The following is a 17,069-nucleotide window of genomic DNA, read 5'->3' as shown; positions in this document are numbered from 1 at the left end:
CTGAATTGCTCGCCGATGAAGTTTGATTTTGATCTGATTCACGTAGATGGTGACCATTCATTCGCGGGATGTGATTTCGATCTCCAGTTGGTGCTGCGGTTGGGGTTTCGACATCTACTCGTCGACGACTATACGAGGATCCCAGAGGTTCGATTGGCCTGTGATCGCTTCCGCCAGATCCACCAGGACCAGTTGACCAGTATCGTCATCGACGATGGCCACAACGGCTGCATTCTGTTCACGAGCAATTGCTGTATGCGTCAAGCCCCTGCACAAGACAGACACCGGCTATAGCTCAAAAGCGACGGCATTCCCCCTAATGGCGTCGTCACCCAGGATCTGTCCGTCGAGTGAGCGAGAAAACCGGGACTCAGTGTCCAAGGATCGTTTTGCGCCGAGATTGAGAGCGTTCGCAGAGGATGGACTCAGGCATGGGTCACCAACTCATGCGAATCGAGTGTGTCATTTGCAAGGTCGGAATGGCCTGCCAGAACTGATTGCAAGAGCCTCGTGGAAGTCAATATTCATGAACAAAGATCCTCGCACAATCTTCGACCAGATCGGTTATCCTAAGATTTTGGTACTCGGCGATCTGATTCTCGACCGCTATACCTGGGGTAACGCGGAGCGAGTCAGCCCTGAAGCACCGGTCCTCGTGCTCAACGTTGAAAGCCACGAAGTCCGGCTCGGCGGCGCGGCAAGTGTTGCTCACTTGCTGCGGGCTCTCGAAGCCGACGTCACGCTAGCTGGGCTTATCGGAAACGATGCCAACGGCCGTGTGGTCCGCCGACTAATTGATGAAGTGGGGATCGAATCCAGACTTGTCGTCTGTGATCCAGGTCGACCAACCACGACAAAAGAACGGTTTATCGGTCGAGCCGAGGGAAAGCACCCGCATCAAGTTCTGCGAGTTGACGAGGAATCATGCGGTCCGCTCAGCGCCGATTTCACCAGCCAGTTCTTGAATGGACTGGCCGACCAGATTCCGCAACATACGGCCGTCCTGATTTCAGACTATGCCAAAGGGGTCTGCACGAAAGAATTGATCACCGAAGTGATTAGACTTTGCCGCAAGTCGAATATCCCCGTCCTCGTCGATCCGGGCCGGGGGACCGACTTTGAGAACTACCGAGGCGCCACACTCATTAAACCGAATCGGTTCGAAGCGGAACTTGCCACCGGCCGGTCTATCCGCACACCCGCGTCAGCAATCTGCGCCGCCGAACAACTGCGAAAGCAGTACGACATCGAAATTGCTGTCATCACACTTGACCGCGAGGGTTTAGTTTACGCCACTGCCAGCGAAAACGAGCATCACCCGATCACTGCCATAGAAATATGCGATATCACAGGCGCTGGAGACACGGTCCTCGCCATCTTGGGCCTCACCATTTCTTCCCGATTCACTGGTCGCTCCAATACAACGCTCCGCCGCATCGCAGCATTGGCGAATTCCGCAGCAGGCCTGCAAGTCGGGAAATCGGGCGTGATTCCGATTTCCCGAGCGGACTTGCTGCGGGAAGCCCAAAAGAATTGCCCTGTCGATCCCTCGGCAAGAAATCCGCAAGCGAGAAGCATCCCGAATCTTCGACAGACCAGCAATGCGAAGCTGATTTCAATTCAACAAGCGAAGCGGTTGGCGGACCAGCACCGGCGAGAGGGCCGGACCGTCGTCTTCACAAATGGCTGTTTCGATCTATTGCATGTCGGTCATGTCGCAATGCTCACCGAAGCCGCGAAGCTCGGCGATGTGCTGATTGTTGCGATCAACAGCGATGCCAGTGTCCGCCGCTTGAAAGGAATGACGCGGCCGATCATCGCGCAGCGCGAACGTGCGGAGATGCTGGCCGCTCTCGCTTGTGTCGACCATGTGTTGATCTTTGACGACGACACTCCGCACCGTCTGCTGGAAGGGATTCGTCCCGACGTTCTCGTCAAAGGGGGAACGACCCCCGACATCGTCGGTCGCGAGATTGTCGAGCGGTATGGCGGACGCATCGAAAGAACGTCAGAGATCCCTGGCCTTTCAACGACAATCGTGCTTTCTCGTTTGCAGTCAACTCAGTCCATCCCTGTGGAGGAACCTATCTAATGTGGCCACCAACGACCACTCCCTGCGAGTGCACTGAACCTGGCTGGTGCCAACGCCACCATTGCCGAAAGCCGCCCGCGTGGCATCTGCTCTGTCGCCTGCAGCAGGAGCACTTTCAGGCGTGGGAAGAGGGACACGGACTTTATCTGCTGGGTGACGGACCCGATGGCGTTTCCACGCAACAAGTCAGTTCAGCTGTTGAAGACAGCTCGAGCGAGACGGTTGATGAAGGGTTCGGGCCGGGGATGCTGCAGCGTGTCTGGAACTTCACTCAAGCAGTCACACGCCATGTCGCCAATGCGGCTCGCGAAGTCGATGACACGACTAGAGAAACCCGCCTGTCTATCTGTCGAGAATGCCCTGTTTGCGAAACGGATCGAATGGTTTGCCGCCACACGTCGTGCGGCTGCTTTTTGCCAGTGAAAGCTCGCTGGGAGTCAGAGGGCTGCCCGCTGGAAAAGTGGCCTGCGTGATCTTCGTTAATCCTGTTTCTGCTCAAAAATCCCAATCTAAGATTCACTGACTGGAGAAATGCCCATGTCGAGTTGCTGCTTCTCAGATCAGATTCTTGCAAACCCTCTAAAAGGTATGCTCAGCGGATCCAAATTTGCCCATAACGTTTGTCCCTGTGCGGATGGATGTGAAGTCGACTTGGACGTGAAGCCCGACTGGGAGGGCTTTAACGGGACGGTTTCTGGAGGCGGAAACTTCAATATTGATATCGTTTGCAGCGCAGGAAAATACAAACTCAATGTAACGTCTGACAACAACTGCGGCTCAGTATCCGACCGGGAGCTTTTCGGGAGCTGTGATGTGCTGACCGGGACGGTAACGTGGGTTCCACCGGGAGGTCAATGTTGTGGCGGCTATCCGGGTGAAGCCGTGGCGATGTCGCTCACGCTGTCTAACTGGTTTCAGTCTCTTCCACCCAACGCTTACCCACATCTACTGTCACCATGTCACACTGGGACGGCATGTAATGGGGCTTGTAGTGATCAACCCGTGCTTTACGCGACAGGCGAAGTAATACTCTCATCGAACGATCTTCAAACTTCAGGGTTCGGACTTCCTTGGGGGCACACTCGTTCGTTCAGCAATCGTTTGACCGTCAGTCGCGATCTTGGAAACGGATACAATTGGTTTGTCGATGAATTGCCATACCTGCAACGAGGTACGATCGCTGGCCAGTCCTATGTGATCGTCATGGGAGGGAGTGGACGCCCACTGTGGTTCCGACAACTGGCAGAGGGGAGCTATCAACCAACATTTGGCGGAACGACGACGCTGACGCTGAACCGTCCTGCACGCTGCTTTGAACTCAAGGCGATTGACGGAGTTGTCACGCGATTCGATATTGTCACAGGGAGGCTGCTCAGCGAAACCAATCCTAACGGCCAAAGCATCCAGGTCACGGCCTACACCAGCAGCCAAACCAAGATTGCTGAGATGCAGCAGTCCTATACCTCGGGTGGCAACACGGTAACTCAAAGGTTTTCGTACGCCTACACGCAACCATTCGACCAACAATTGGCGAGTCTCACGGTCCAGCGGAAAGTGAATGCCGGTTCCTGGGAGAACATTCAGCGGGTCAACTACACCTACTTCGGAGTCAATGAAGCCTACGGCGATATCGGCGATCTCAAATCTGTGACTACTCAGCTCTGGCAAAATGCCGCATGGGTGACGACGGGAACCTCCTGTTATCGGTACTGGGTAAACCGAACGAGCTCATCATCGTCTTCATCCTCATCGAGCAGTTCCCTTCCGAGCTACGTTTCACCGTTGCATCTCGTCAAGTACGTAATTAATGCTGCGGCGTACAACCGCGTCGTTGCCGCTGGGTTCGATCCTTTGACCGTCTCGGAAGCAACTCTGAGCACGTTTGCTGACTACTATTTCGAATATGACACGCAGCGAAGGGTGACCAAGGAAATCGTTAAGAGCGGTTCACAGACATTCACGTTTACTTACGCTCAAAGCAGTTTTTCGGACGGGTACAATTCGTGGAAGACGAAAACAACTGAAACGCTCCCAGACGGCAATCAGAACATCGTCTATTCGAACTATGCCGGCCAGCCGATGCTGAAGGTCTTCAAGTCGGGCAGCGATCAATGGCTCACTTTTTCCAAGTATGACAGTAACGCAAAGATCGTGCTGAAAGCCCATCCATCAGCGGTGACCGGCTACGATGAAACGAAATCCGACTTGCTGAACTTCAATTCGGGGACTGGCAAATATCAGTATCTCCGTGATACTGCGGGATTGATCGAGACGACGATCTTTGACACGTGCACTGGCTTCCCATCGCGAGAAAGTCTCCAGCAGGGTCAATTGGGGTCATCGATCAAGTTGAAGGAATATCGTTACGCGTGTTGTGGGGGTAGCTGTCGCTGTGGGAGTTCGTCCAGTTCCTCATCGAGTTCGTCCTCCTCCTCAACTTCAGCAGGGAATCTTGCCGTCTGGTACTTGTCCCAGGAGACCGTCTATCCGTCCGACACCGATCAAACCAAAACGCTTGTCACGTCGTATTTACACTCATTTTATTCAGGCACGTGTGCGGTTCAGCAAAGAACCACGACGTTGCCGATAGTTTCCACTGGGCAAAACGGGTCTGGGGTCGCCGCAACGCGACGCGAGTATTTCGATCTTTACGGTAACAATACATGGACGATGAACGAACGGGGCTTTATTACGCGAATGGCCTACGATGTAGCCAGCGGGGGAATTGCGCAACTGGTCGATGACGTCGATACGTCACTCTATCCAGATGCGCCCGCGGGGTGGTCGACACCTTCTGGAGGCGGGCTGAATCTCGTCACGGATTTTACCTTGGATGCTTTGGGCCGGACGACCCAGGGTTTGGGGCCGAGTCACCCCGTCGACCTCAATGGAACGTCGACGGCCATCAGAACTGCAGACTGGACCGTATTTGATGACCAAAATCATGTCACATATGAAGGCCGTGGCTACGCGACGGGCTCTGCGCCCAGCTACACCTATGCACTGATGAATCCCGTATCAATCACAAAGAGAGATGCACTCGGCCGAATCGACGAACAAATTCGCGCGGCTTCGTCCACGACGTCAGGATCACTTTCGGCAATCATCGCTTCGGCAGGGAGCGGTGCGGCGGCATTTCCACAGTCGACGTATGTCCGATGGACGACGAATCAATATACGGATTGTTGTCTGGCCGCATCCCAGCGCGTCTATCGCCTCATTCCTGCTTCAGGGGCTGGCTCTTCGGGAACAAATTACGACGAAACCGACTACGGTTATGACGTCATGAAACGGAGATACCGGACGGTGACACCAGGCGGAACAATTACCGACCTTGTCTACGACGCACGCGGAAACGTCACAGCAACTTACATTGGAACCGATGACACAGGCGCCACAATGACAAACCCGGCGGCCGGAGGCCCTCCCAACAATATGGTCCTGGTGACGACGAACGTTTACGACGGGGGTTTTGCTGGCGGTGATGGGAACCTGACACGGATCATTCAGCACGTAGACGGCAGCTCAACACGTGTGACCACAATGTACTACGATTTCCGAGATCGCCTGGTGGCAACTGATGGAGAAGTTGATTTCTATGAGGCGCGGTACCATGACAACCTCAACCGCGTGATCAAAACGGAACGGTATGATACGAGTGGGCCGATTCCTGGATCATCCTCTAGCAGTTCATATGGAGGGGGCACAGTGGGCAACTTAATCACTCGCCGCGAAATGAAATACGACGACCGGGGCCGTGCATATCAATCCCTCGTTTACGGCGTTGATCCGACAACGGGAACCGTTGGCAATGTCCTGACGGACAATTTCTGGTTCGATGCGAGCGGAAACCGGATCAAGGCTCTTCCTGCCGGATCGGGACTGTTTACTAAAACAACTTTCGATAGCTTGGGAAGAGCGGCGATCACCTATCGCGGATACGGAACGGACGCCACCTACGCCGATGTGTTAGTCGTCACCAACAACACGATCATGGAGCAGGTCGAATCGGTTTACGATGCCGCCAGCGTCCTGATCCAATCAACGCGTCGCGAGCGCTACCACAATGCCGTGTCGACGCAACTCGGAGCGTTGCAGAATCCTAGTGCATCACCCAAAGCGCGAGTCACGTATCAGGCATCCTACCCTGATGCGATCGGTCGGACCGTCGCATCGGCGGTCTACGGAACCAATGGTGGTACGGTGCTTGCCCGTTCCGCCACGATCCCGGCGAGGTCTGATTCGATCTTGGTGACATCCAACGCCTACGATTCCGCAGGACAAGTCCTGCAATCGACAGATCCCGCCGGAATGGTGAAGCGATTCGAATACGACGCCGCCGCCCGCAAAACGACAGAAATCCAGAATTACCGTTCGACGTCGAGTTCTTCGAGCAGTTCGTCCAGCAGCGGAGCCTGTTCCAGTTCCGATGATACCAATCTGGTGACGAGATTCACCTACACACCGGATGGCCTTCAAGCGACACTGGCTGCCGAAAACTCTCGCACGAGCACGCAGACGACAACCTGGACCTACGGCACCACGCTCAGTGACTCGAGTGTTGCGTCCAGCATGCTGTTGCGGTCTCTAGCGTTCCCCGATTCGTCTGGTGGTTCCGATCTGGTGGTTTATTCGTATAATCGGCAGCAGGAAAAAGTGACGCAGACCGACCAGCGGGGTTGTGTGCATACGTATGAGTATGACAAACTCGGTCGACAGATCCATGACCGTGTGACAACACTCGGCAGTGGAGTTGATGGAGCGGTCCGGCGGATGTCGACGCTGTACGAGGTACGGGGCATGGCCAATAAGCTGACCAACTACGACAACGCAACGGTCGGGTCGGGGAGCGTCGTCAATGAGTGCCAATTCGCTTTCAACAGCTTCGGCCAGATTCTGACTGACTACCAGAGCCACAGCGGTGCGGTCAACATCAGCACTACACCCAAGGTGCAGTACGGCTATGCGAACGGTTCCGCGAACACGATTCGCTCCACATCAATGACGTATCCGAACGGTCGAGTGCTCACGTACGACTACGGAGCAGCGGCGGGAATGAATGATGTGCTCAGCCGGATTGGGAGTCTGATCGACAACGATGGAACGACGCACCTGTCCGATTATTCGTACGTCGGTTTGGGTGCCTTCGTCGTGGCCGATTACACGCAGCCTGATGTGCAGTACACGCTGGTGGATCTCGCTGGGAGTAACGATCCGGACACGGGCGATATCTATTCCGGATGGGACCGGTTCCGTCGGGTTAAAGACTGTCGCTGGTACAATTACGGAACGTCAGCCGATATCGCGCGGTTGAAGTACGGATATGACCGCGCCAGCAATCGCTTGTGGAGAAACGACACGGTCGCTCAATCGCTCGGCGCCGCGTACGACGAATTGTACACCTACGATGGCGTGCATCGATTACAGGACATGCAGCGGGGAACGCTGAACGGACCCAAGACCGCGGTCACGTCCCGGAACTTCGAACAGTGCTGGACGCTCGACAGCACCAACAACTGGCCCGGCTTCCGCGAATCGACAAACGGCAGCAGTTGGACCACGGTTCAATCTCGCACGGCGAACAAGGTCAACGAGATCACGAACATCACCAACACAACTGGCTCGGCATGGGTTACACCAGCATATGACGCAGTAGGAAACACTACGACGATCCCTCAGCCGACCAATCTCGGTAGTGGGTTCAATTGTACGTATGATGCGTGGAATCGCTTAGTCAAACTTGTTAATACGACTGGTGGGGTTAGCGTCCAGCAGAGCATGTATGATGCCAGGTCATTCCGCATTCAACGACTGAGTTACATCGCGGGCGTATTAAATGAGACGCGACACTTCTATTATTCGGACGACTGGCAGTCGCTGGAAGAGAGATTAAGTGCTAGCGTTCTCGCGGAGCGTCAGCACGTATGGGGACTCAGGTACGTAGACGATCTACTCCTTCGTGAACGCGACAACACGGGCGGTGGGACGCTGGTTGAGAGATTGTACGGTCTGCAAGATGCCGGATGGAATGTAATTGCACTGATTACCACAGCTGCCGTTGCTCAAGAGAGATACGTGTACTCAACTTTCGGAGCTCCATTGTTTTTAAATGGACTAATGTCGGCAGTACAATCATCTTCTACCATATTCTCAGAGTATTTATTCACAGGGCAGCGTTTCGATAGTTCCACGTTGCTTTATGTGTTTCGCAGGCGTGTTCTACATCCACATCTTGGAAGGTTTCTCAGCCGGGACTTAATAGTGTACGCGAATGGCCCTAACGCCTACGCATCTTGGTTCATTCCCAATTCTGTAGACCCCAGTGGACTAAAAGCGTTTCGCGCTTATGAAATATATGAAATGGCACCAAGCGGGCGTGGACGCAACAGTAAAACTGTGATCGCTACAGTTAACTTATGGCTAAATGTTAAATCCGATTGCAAAAAGAGCAAAACAGGGTGTACCGGAAAAGTATCTTTTAGTGTGATGTTTCTGTGGGCGGCAAGCGACGAGTTGGAGAACGACCCGCAGAATACTTATGGCCACGGGAAAGGAAATCCACCTGAAATCGGAGGGAACCCCAAAATGCTGGAAATTGGAACGACGAATTTTCAGGACCTGTCATGGAACGGTACTGTCAATGGAACAACTAGAGTTGGTCCTGGAAGCACCATGTCCGGAAATCTTCGGCTTCTTAAAAAGGCAGATTGCTGCGGCGAAGACGTCGATGGACAAGTGAATGTAACTGGAGCTCACGTAACAGAGAGGGAGTTCAAAGCAATGCTGGCAGATCAGAAGAACGATCCGGCCGCGATTACCAACAATAGTATCTTTTATATTAAGTGGAAGGCGAGTATTAAATGTTGTGGAAAATACAGCAAAGATGAGGATCTTGATATATCACTAGAAGGCAATCCATCTGCTTGGGTGCGCGGGACGAAGAACTTCCCAAAAGATCGCCTCCCCTTCTCTGAGTTGGAATAACCTTACGATGGAGGTATTGTGAATCTGCTATTGAATAACCAGCCGTTTTACAAGGGTTTGTGGGCTGCCTTGGGCGTCGTAAGTGCTTTTGTTCTACTTGTGTATTGTGAGCGTGTGACAGGCTGGCACGCATGTCACACGGATGATAGAACAACAAACATTGCGGTGTCTAGCCGTCACGGAGATATTCTGATGGTTGGCCCGGGCAAGATGTCCTGCGGACTGACTGTGGTTCGGAGGTCTTCCCTGGATAGGACGATTGATGCTGCTAACATTCGTACTATGCGCTTTCATGATGCAGAGATTGAAAGAGGGGTATTGGCATTGTTTCTTGACGAGTATCAGCCGCAAGAACTTGTATTCATCGAATGCCGTGTATCTGTTTCTGAGATTATTACAATCGCGCGTTATCGAAGAATTAAGTGGCTTCTTTTCACTAAATGTATTTTTGACGCTGATGCAATTGAGAAAGTATGCCTTTTGCAATCTCTTAAGAGCCTTGGGATTTACGCCACACCTGACCTTGATTTGACTGAGGTTCGAAAAAAACTGGAAGGCTGTTTAAGCGATGTTGAGATTGACATGTAATTAAGTGAACACCGTGACGAAAAGGGGGCGGTTTTTTTTGGGCGTCGCAAGTTGTTGGACTTTTGTGATGGCACGCACGATACGCGTTTGTCCGGCAGGTGAAGTCTTCCACGTTCTGAATCGAGCAGTGGCTCGGCTCACGATTTGTGAAAAGCCGGAAGACTATGCTGCGTTCATGCGTGTCGTGGGAGAAACGTGGGAAATCGTCCTCCTGCCGATTTATGCGAGGGTGGCAATGCCCAATCACTGGCACTTTGTGGTGCGGCCCGAAACCAAGCGAGCAGGTGAGTGCGTTTTTCCGTCGCCTCACAGTGATGCACGCCATGCGTTGGCACGCTCTACTTGCTGACTGTCATGCGGTATGTCGAGCGGAACCCGGTTCGGGCAAGTTTCATTGAACTCGCAGAAGACTGGCAATGGAGTTCCGCGTATGCTCGCCTCCAACATGCTGACGAACTCCGTTGGCTGGCCATTCCCGATGATCCCGCGTTGCCGCGAAGCGGGCGTTCTTGGGTGAACAAGATTGAAACTGAAACACAACTGAATTCACTTCGACGCAGTGTCAAACGCGGCTTGCCTTTTGGTGGTGACAATTGACCCCGAAGTAGTGCCGTTCGACTTGGTCTCGAAACCACGACACGCCCAAGAGGACGGCCAAAGAAAGAGACCTGCCCCTTTTCCACTTCGGCACTATTGACTCGAAGGATTTCTAACCAGAATCAGAGTTGAAGATTTCTTCAGTGAAGGATGAGCTGCTCGATGTCTAATGATATTGCTGCGACTATTGCAGTGGGATCCGAGTATCGGAGGCTTGCCGAGATCTCGGTCGATCGGATGCGTGAAGCAACCGGCCGTGAAGTAGTGGTACTGGGTGAAGAGGAACTTGCTAATAGCGGCCTTCGGAATGCTTCACAGTTAAAGTTTCGCTTGTTCGACCTCGTTGACGCGGAGAATGTGCTCTACTTCGATGCGGATGTGTTCGCATTGGCGCGTTGGGATCTCCAGCCGCTTTGCGACACGCGAAAGTTTTATGCGATGCGGGCCTTCTGGTTCGATGAGCATTGCCAAAAACTCGGCTCGATTTATGGATTCGATGATCGTGTTGTCTGCAGCGGACTTTTCGTTGCTAACCGTACACATCATGCCGCAGCATTTCGACTGGCAGAAAAGTTACAACCTCCTGACGATCAGTTCCATGGATTCCGCAATTTGGAAGAGATTGCAATCAGCATCGCCCTCAATACGCTGTCAGTGCCAATCCATTTCCTGCCACGAAGATTCAATTGGGTTCAATACGGTCGCGGGAATTTGTTTCAGCAGGCGAATGTAGTGATGGCTCATGCCTGTGATGCAGCACTTCGCCGTCAGTTCCTGACCAGAGACTGGCAACCCGTCCGCGATTTCTACCCAGATGTATCAGCAACCAAATTTGAATCTGACCGAACATTCATTTACGACCGCGTCGGTTACGATCTGCGGCCGCTGACATTGCGGACTGACGGAACGGTCGGTTCTACTGGCGGAAACGCAGAACGGTACTGGTTTCTCTCACGGGTCGATGGGGAGGAAGTCCTGACGATCGGATCAGTGCTTGACGAGACGTGCAGTTTTCGTAGAGGCCGAGACGGGATCTGGCGCGGTCGCTGGGTTGTGGGTGAACGAATGCCGACGACGCTCTCGGTTCATCGAGCTCAGGTGGTGATCGACCTTATTTCCGCTCGCTTCGGAGGCACCTCGTTGCCGTTAATGGGTGTCGAGGTGGGGGTCTTTCGCGGGGAAACTTCCGCTCTGTTGTTGCAGGGATTATCCGGACTTCACCTCTGGAAGGTCGACCCTTGGCGAATTGCCCAAGCCGAATCGGACTACTGGCTCACGAATGCGGGTGACGCGACAATGAGCCAAGCGATGTTCGACGAAGCACTCGAGATGGCATCCTCTGCGACACGGTTTGCAAGCGAACGCCGACAAATCGTTCCCTGCCCTTCAATCACGGGAGCAGAAATCGCCCCTGACAATCTCGATTTCATATTCATCGATGGAGATCACAGCTACACCGGGCTCAACGCTGACTTGGTAGCCTGGTGGCCGAAGCTGCGCCCGGGAGGGATCTTCTGCGGCCACGACTACGGCAACGCAAACTTCCCCGACGTCAAAATCGCCGTCGACGAATTCGCGCACCAACACGGACTTCAGGTGGGCGTTGGCTCCGATCTGGTCTGGTACTTCACAGAATGACTTATTTCCTCAGAACGAATCTTAATTTCGTGGTACCCGCCCTGTGAGTCCATTCATTGCATGCGATTGCAGGGGCTCCTCATTCGGAGGATGCGTCGACGCAGGGTAGTTGTTCAGCGAGCGAAGCTGGCCTTCGGTTGGAGTGGCAGGAGTACTCATGTTGAACGGTCGCCTTGGATTCCGAAGGTAACTCTGTTTTTCACATGGAGCCCCAGTTCTTCTCCGTCGCGCAGATGCAACTAATTGATCCAGGCGGTGTGATTCGAGGTTCTCGCTACCGAGTGTAAAGTCGCACAACATTTTGTAAGAATCAGCAATTCTTGGCTCATTGCTGGACTAGGTGAACCACGTCGAGCTTTCAGCCCGATTGATCTCGATTTTACAAATTAGCCCCTTCGGCAGTGGCTACAATCCCTGGTTCGGCTCGGCCATCTTCGATAGGCTCACGAGACCGCAAGCAACAGCTGCTCGCGCCGGTGGTAGTGGGTTCTACGAGCACTGTTCGAGGTGTCACTGACACCAGTGAGCGGCGGTTTTGAGCGGGTTCTGGAGCTATTGCTTTGAAAGGCGCTTATGCGAGAACGTTCGTTAAAACACGGGATTTCTCGGCGATCTCACTCTCTTGAGGAGCAGGGCGGGGCTCGTTTAGGAAACCGTCGCTCTATCCAACTGAGCTACGGGAGCATACGCTTTAAATTATGTGGTTTTCAGTGATTCTGAGGATCACTCCAAAACCTTCGCGACCACTGTTGCGATCACCGGGCAGGCAAAAATGACGACCGACGAAACGAAACTCCCCAACGGTTTCTCCCCCCTTTGCGAGGGCAAACGGTCAATGGGCGAAAAAGGTTCGTGGCAAGCTTCACTCACTTCGGCGTCCTGTCTGATCCAGTGGCGACGTGGGGTAAGTATCTCGACCAGAAGGACGAACTTCAAGCGGGTCGAGTCCCCCGATCCAAGATTGAAGCGGGGCACGGCGGAGCGACCATTCTCAATCTGGTGAATGAGTTCTTGGCCGTGAATGAGCAATTGAAGGATGATGGCGAACTTTCCGCCTAGACCTACAGGGAATACTTCGACAATTGCGCGATCCTCATCGACGAATTCGGGAAAAAGAGGCTTCTCAATGACATTCTCATTCCTGACTTCGCCAAACTGCGAACCCGGTTGTCGGTAAGGGCCAGAAAGCTGGAGGAAACCGACTGGACTCACTCCCGGGCGCGAAGTCGAAGGAACTGTACGAACTGGAGATGAAGTGGATTCAGGCCCGGGCAGGTTTTCAGAAAGATCTGAATACCACGGCACGGGATCAGGATTCACAATCTGGAGCGGAAGCGAACAGGGCACATTTTGAGGCTGAGAAAGCGGCGACGATCTCCCGAATGCGAGCCACCGGGGCGCTTGAAATTCAGGTGAAGGGTCAAGTTGCCGCCATGGAGCACAAATTCGCCGAGGCGGCCGACCACGTTAAGCTTCAGCACATTGGGGATGAGTTCAAAGCTCGTCGGGCAGCACTCGAAAAGGAAGAACTGGAACTGGAACGCTCCGGCATCACGGGAATCGAGAAAGAGCGACGGCTGGCCAAGATCCGGATGGACCTCGATAAAGCTCTGTTCGAGGCCCGCAAAAAGGGAATTGAAGAATCCGGCCGGGCTGAACGGGAGTGGGCGTCATTGATTTCGAGGCAACGACTTGCAGAACAGGAAGCATTGTTTGCCGCTGAACAGGAACGGCGGGACAAAGCCAAAGCCGACCGGGATGAGGCTTTGAAACGAGCATTCCCGACCAGTGAGGTGCTTTCCGATACCGACCCGCAAAAGGTCCTCGAACAACTTCGAGCTGACCGGGCCCTGAAAGAACAACAAGCCCAGGCGGAACGGGATTCCGCTCTTGGTCAGCAAGCAATAGCTGGGGACAACGCTGCAATCGCCAAATGGAACAAGAACCAGCAAGCGGCCATCAACCGAGGGAGAAATTCAGCCAACCGCGACTTCGAGAAAGGGAACCCGAACGAATCAGAATTTCAGCAGGCCCAGGCTGAGGTTGCCCAACAAAGCTTGGCAGGGCTTCAGCAGCAGCAGAGGATCTCAGAACAGACTGCTCAGGCACTCGGGGAGGTTATGAACACTCTGGCACAGGAAGCCGCGAGGGCCAACGCGCTGCAGCAATCGGTTGAGCAGTTGACGGCAGTGGCCCGTGGAATGAAGCAGGGGGTGAGACGGGGGGCCGACTCGGCACGGTCTCAGATTGGATCATTGAACTGATCTGGTTGGAGAGGGAATTTCAGGTGCAGGGTACCGTTGATTGCGACGGAACCCTGCCTTGATCCGAGGTCAGAAGATCTGCAAATTTCAGATCAATCGCGATTTCATTGGCCAAAAATGCCGCAATTCGAGACTTCCGGCCTAATAGCCATTCCAATGGGAGAGCCCTAGCACGAGTGGACTTGCAGGATTAGCCGCAGTCAGCCATGATGATTTGTGGAAATCTTTTGAAATTTGTCTGCGAAAAGCTGGTTCGATTCGCATTTAAGAGTCGCTATTCAAAGACTGTGTCGAACCTTCACGCTCAAAAATGTGTCCCGGCGATGTAAAAGAATCGGTTCCGTTCGCTGGGTTTGGCTCGGCACTTGCGTGTCCATTTAGAGAAGTCACCGAAACTCGGTTCGTTGGATTTATTCACGATGAGGCAAAGTTGTGGTTGAAGTAATGACTACACCAGCAGCAAACTTCGAATCATCATGCTCGTTACGCGAACGCGGGGGGGGGGCGTTCCCCGATAATGACCGTCGACAGTACGTCGCGAATCTGACGAGACTTCGGCAATCAAAGAGTCGTGATCCGATTTTTATGCAGCGGCCGTGGGAGTGTAGAGAGGCCATCATTCAACTGTTAGCTGTCGGCATAGAGCAACTCGAAAGATCGAGACAATCCCCCGCACACCAAGTTGTTATCCGTATTTTCACGTCGACATTTCCCCAAGCAATCTACGGACCACCACTTGCGGACAAATTATCGGCCTTTTTGGCGCTTGGGGGGCAGATTCGTGTTCTGGTCTGGAACTCAAGCTTGGGTACGAATGCCCAACAACTTGAACGATTAGAGAACAATTGGCCAAATCGTTTTTCATATCGGATTTCCGGAACAGCGGAGAATGGAGAGCGGTTGAGCCACATGACGGTTGTTGGGAAAACGGCCTACCGAATCGAGGCGCCTCACCGAGTGTTCACGGAGGACGAATTGACGGATTTTTCACCTGAAATACCTGCTCGTGCATGCTTCAATGACAGAGAAGGTGCCCAGGTTTTGACCAAGTATTTCGATGAATTATGGAATATCCTGGGTTGAGTTTCGTTCAGATTGTGGCTCTAATTGACGTCAATCACATCAACTCATGATTAATTAAGTATACGGCCCTCCAATGTCGAGTGCCGCAGCATTTTGAGCCACCTGCGGTATGATCGAAACAAGTAAAACTGGACGCACATTTCTCAGTTACGTTAAGTTCGGAGCTGCTGCAGTAACAGCAGGTTTTGCCTATTTAACACATTGGGTAGCCATATACCAGCAGCAAATTGCAGAACCTGCTGCAGGTATCGTCTTTCATCACTCTGGAGACCGGTCATCTGCGCCCCACTGGCAATCCGCTCTGCATCGCAACGTGAATCCGCGAGACGAGAAACAATTGGGCGAAGAAGGACTCACGATCCTCCAGTACGATGTGGTCAACACATCTGTCGTTTCGCTAGTCAAGCCCCTTGAGTTGGTTGTTGAATTTGACGAAGCTTGCTCCAAAGAGAGCTTGTTCCCATCTGGCTTGATTGTAGAGCCGGATAACACGTGCAGCCCCAATTGGTCAACGAGTAACGGGAAATCGACGCTCAGGCTTTCGCCTCAAGTGGCCGGGGAAAATGTCGATCTGCATCCTGGCTCCCGATTTGGAGTCAAGATAATCCAACCCAACCGAACATCATGGAAGCCTATTCACGTATTGGTGAAGTACGGTGGGGGTCGGTCAATTGACATTACAAATAAAACGCTCCATATAAACCCCAACGCCTTGAATGGCGGGCTTTTCTTAGTGAGCGGAGTCTTATTTGGAGTCGCGGCATGCACGATTGTTTGGGCGTTTATATCGAATGGCCAGTTTGTCGATGCAGTAGCAGAATCACTTCGGCCAGTGATGCAAACCATTGTTGATTCTCATGAGCAAGCGAGCACCCAGAAAGTTCAAGCGCTTATTGATGGCGTCTATGCGATAACGGTTGCGAACTCAAACGCAATGCTCAATGGGCTTGCGGACACTGACCCTAAAGCGGTAATCCCTGGGCAGCTGGAACTTGCCAAGAATGCGGCAAAGAAGGTTACGAAAAAGCCGCAGACCCCGCGTAAGGCGCCCAAAGGTGCTAACGCGGCGCCTAAGGACACTTAGGCATAACCGCACAACCTTGACCTGGTGCTCTGGTGTGTCGGTGGATTTTGCGAGGGCGGCGGCTTGTCCTGCGTTGCACGGAAGCTTTTGAATTTGGGTGATATTTTCACCTAAATTGTTAACGACCTCGGCAGCTTCGATTAGCTTGTTGATCACCCACCGCCCACGGTTCCACCGCTTCTTGCAGTACTCCCTCGAAGGTGGCATAGTCGGCCCGGTTCTCGCGGTGGTAGCGGATGGCCCTTAGGTCATTGCCGAACCGGACGAAAGCTTTCTCGTCTGCGTCCATTCGTGTGGGTCTCGTTTGCTTTTTCTGTGGGCTGCCAGCCCAGCCAGCGAAAGCATCCTTGTGAGAAATAGTAGAGCGAGAATTCTGACAGTGTTTCACGTGTTCAGCAACTGTCTGGAAGGCTGTTGTTGACTCGGGGAAGCCGATCACGGCTGCGCTGGCGGTGCTTCCCACTTATTTTGAAATGGAGTCATAACAAGGACATGCCTGTGCCCGCCAAATGACACCTTGCTAGCGATTCTTTGTCGTTCGTCGTAAGCGCACGGTGAAGTAGGCGCCCGTGGATGAGATTGGGGGTTCAGCGTTTCTTTCTCTTGTTGGCTTTTTGCTGTTTGGACCTTTGGCGTTCTTTTTTGTGGATCGTCTCGATCTTCCAGCGGTACTGGTCTGCCATGGTTGAAATGCACCAACAGTAATGAGAGTCTTTTTGCCGAATTAAGGCAAGGAGAT

At 53.1% G+C, this 17,069-nt stretch carries 12 protein-coding genes; 11 read left to right on the top strand and 1 reads right to left on the bottom strand.

From position 1 onward, the window contains the following. From VGE80_RS03360 to VGE80_RS03350, 3 genes are all read left to right on the top strand, one after another. The coding region (locus VGE80_RS03360; protein WP_440591678.1) for a hypothetical protein at positions 1-294 on the top strand (294 nt) is incomplete at its 5' end. A gap of 232 nt (positions 295-526) precedes the next feature. Next, positions 527-2,092: a PfkB family carbohydrate kinase gene (locus tag VGE80_RS03355; protein WP_440591677.1), complete on the top strand. Its 1,566-nt coding sequence runs from the start codon at positions 527-529 to the stop codon at positions 2,090-2,092. Then, the gene (locus tag VGE80_RS03350; protein WP_440591676.1) at positions 2,092-2,565 is read left to right on the top strand and encodes a hypothetical protein; all 474 of its coding nucleotides are present in this window, start codon (positions 2,092-2,094) and stop codon (positions 2,563-2,565) included. Before VGE80_RS03355 ends, VGE80_RS03350 begins: the two co-directional genes overlap by 1 nt. Positions 2,566-2,996: 431 nt before the next feature. Here VGE80_RS03350 and VGE80_RS03345 read toward each other — a convergent pair whose 3' ends face one another. Then, the gene (locus tag VGE80_RS03345) at positions 2,997-3,128 is read right to left on the bottom strand and encodes a hypothetical protein (protein ID WP_440591675.1); all 132 of its coding nucleotides are present in this window, start codon (positions 3,126-3,128) and stop codon (positions 2,997-2,999) included. Positions 3,129-3,193: 65 nt separating this feature from the next. Here VGE80_RS03345 and VGE80_RS03340 point away from each other — a divergent pair, with 65 nt between their 5' ends. The 8 genes from VGE80_RS03340 (at position 3,194) to VGE80_RS03305 (ending at position 16,330) form a co-directional block, all read left to right on the top strand. Continuing rightward, positions 3,194-9,076 (top strand): RHS repeat domain-containing protein, encoded by a 5,883-nt coding sequence (locus VGE80_RS03340; RefSeq protein WP_440591674.1) that lies wholly within the window; start codon positions 3,194-3,196, stop codon positions 9,074-9,076. Positions 9,077-9,094: 18 nt separating this feature from the next. Continuing rightward, on the top strand, positions 9,095-9,664 hold the full coding sequence (locus VGE80_RS03335) for a hypothetical protein (RefSeq protein ID WP_440591673.1): 570 nt from the start codon (positions 9,095-9,097) through the stop codon (positions 9,662-9,664). Between the two features lie 67 nt (positions 9,665-9,731). Beyond that, positions 9,732-10,013, top strand: coding sequence for a hypothetical protein (locus VGE80_RS03330; protein WP_440591672.1), 282 nt, complete (start codon positions 9,732-9,734; stop codon positions 10,011-10,013). A 410-nt stretch (positions 10,014-10,423) separates the two neighbouring features. Then, entirely contained in the window at positions 10,424-11,899 is a 1,476-nt protein-coding gene (locus tag VGE80_RS03325; RefSeq protein ID WP_440591671.1) for a class I SAM-dependent methyltransferase, read from the top strand. Between the two features lie 852 nt (positions 11,900-12,751). Continuing rightward, positions 12,752-12,958 carry a hypothetical protein gene (locus VGE80_RS03320; protein WP_440591670.1) on the top strand — a complete coding sequence of 69 codons (207 nt, stop codon included), beginning with the start codon at positions 12,752-12,754 and terminating at the stop codon, positions 12,956-12,958. Positions 12,959-13,149: 191 nt separating this feature from the next. Continuing rightward, complete coding sequence (locus tag VGE80_RS03315; protein WP_440591669.1) at positions 13,150-14,163, top strand: hypothetical protein; 1,014 nt, start codon at positions 13,150-13,152, stop codon at positions 14,161-14,163. A gap of 432 nt (positions 14,164-14,595) precedes the next feature. Continuing rightward, positions 14,596-15,246, top strand: coding sequence for a hypothetical protein (locus tag VGE80_RS03310; protein WP_440591668.1), 651 nt, complete (start codon positions 14,596-14,598; stop codon positions 15,244-15,246). A gap of 109 nt (positions 15,247-15,355) precedes the next feature. Beyond that, positions 15,356-16,330, top strand: a complete 975-nt coding sequence (locus VGE80_RS03305) for a hypothetical protein (RefSeq protein ID WP_440591667.1) — start codon at positions 15,356-15,358, stop codon at positions 16,328-16,330. The last annotated feature ends 739 nt before the right edge of the window (positions 16,331-17,069 follow it).

The sequence above is a fragment of the Schlesneria sp. genome, assembly GCF_036405755.1.
Lineage (GTDB): Bacteria > Planctomycetota > Planctomycetia > Planctomycetales > Planctomycetaceae > Schlesneria > Schlesneria sphaerica.
Note: the sequence above shows the minus strand (reverse complement) of the source record. Positions and strands in the feature narration are given on the sequence as shown.

What these genes read in the sequence shown, in the direction of transcription:
- VGE80_RS03355 (WP_440591677.1), top strand. Translation starts at nt 527, where the DNA reads ATGAACAAAGATCCTCGCACAATCTTCGACCAGATCGGTTATCCTAAG.
- VGE80_RS03345 (WP_440591675.1), bottom strand. Translation starts at nt 3,128, where the DNA reads ATGAGAGTATTACTTCGCCTGTCGCGTAAAGCACGGGTTGATCACTAC.
- VGE80_RS03315 (WP_440591669.1), top strand. Translation starts at nt 13,150, where the DNA reads ATGAAGTGGATTCAGGCCCGGGCAGGTTTTCAGAAAGATCTGAATACC.
- VGE80_RS03330 (WP_440591672.1), top strand. Translation starts at nt 9,732, where the DNA reads ATGGCACGCACGATACGCGTTTGTCCGGCAGGTGAAGTCTTCCACGTT.
- VGE80_RS03305 (WP_440591667.1), top strand. Translation starts at nt 15,356, where the DNA reads ATGATCGAAACAAGTAAAACTGGACGCACATTTCTCAGTTACGTTAAG.
- VGE80_RS03350 (WP_440591676.1), top strand. Translation starts at nt 2,092, where the DNA reads ATGTGGCCACCAACGACCACTCCCTGCGAGTGCACTGAACCTGGCTGG.
- VGE80_RS03325 (WP_440591671.1), top strand. Translation starts at nt 10,424, where the DNA reads ATGTCTAATGATATTGCTGCGACTATTGCAGTGGGATCCGAGTATCGG.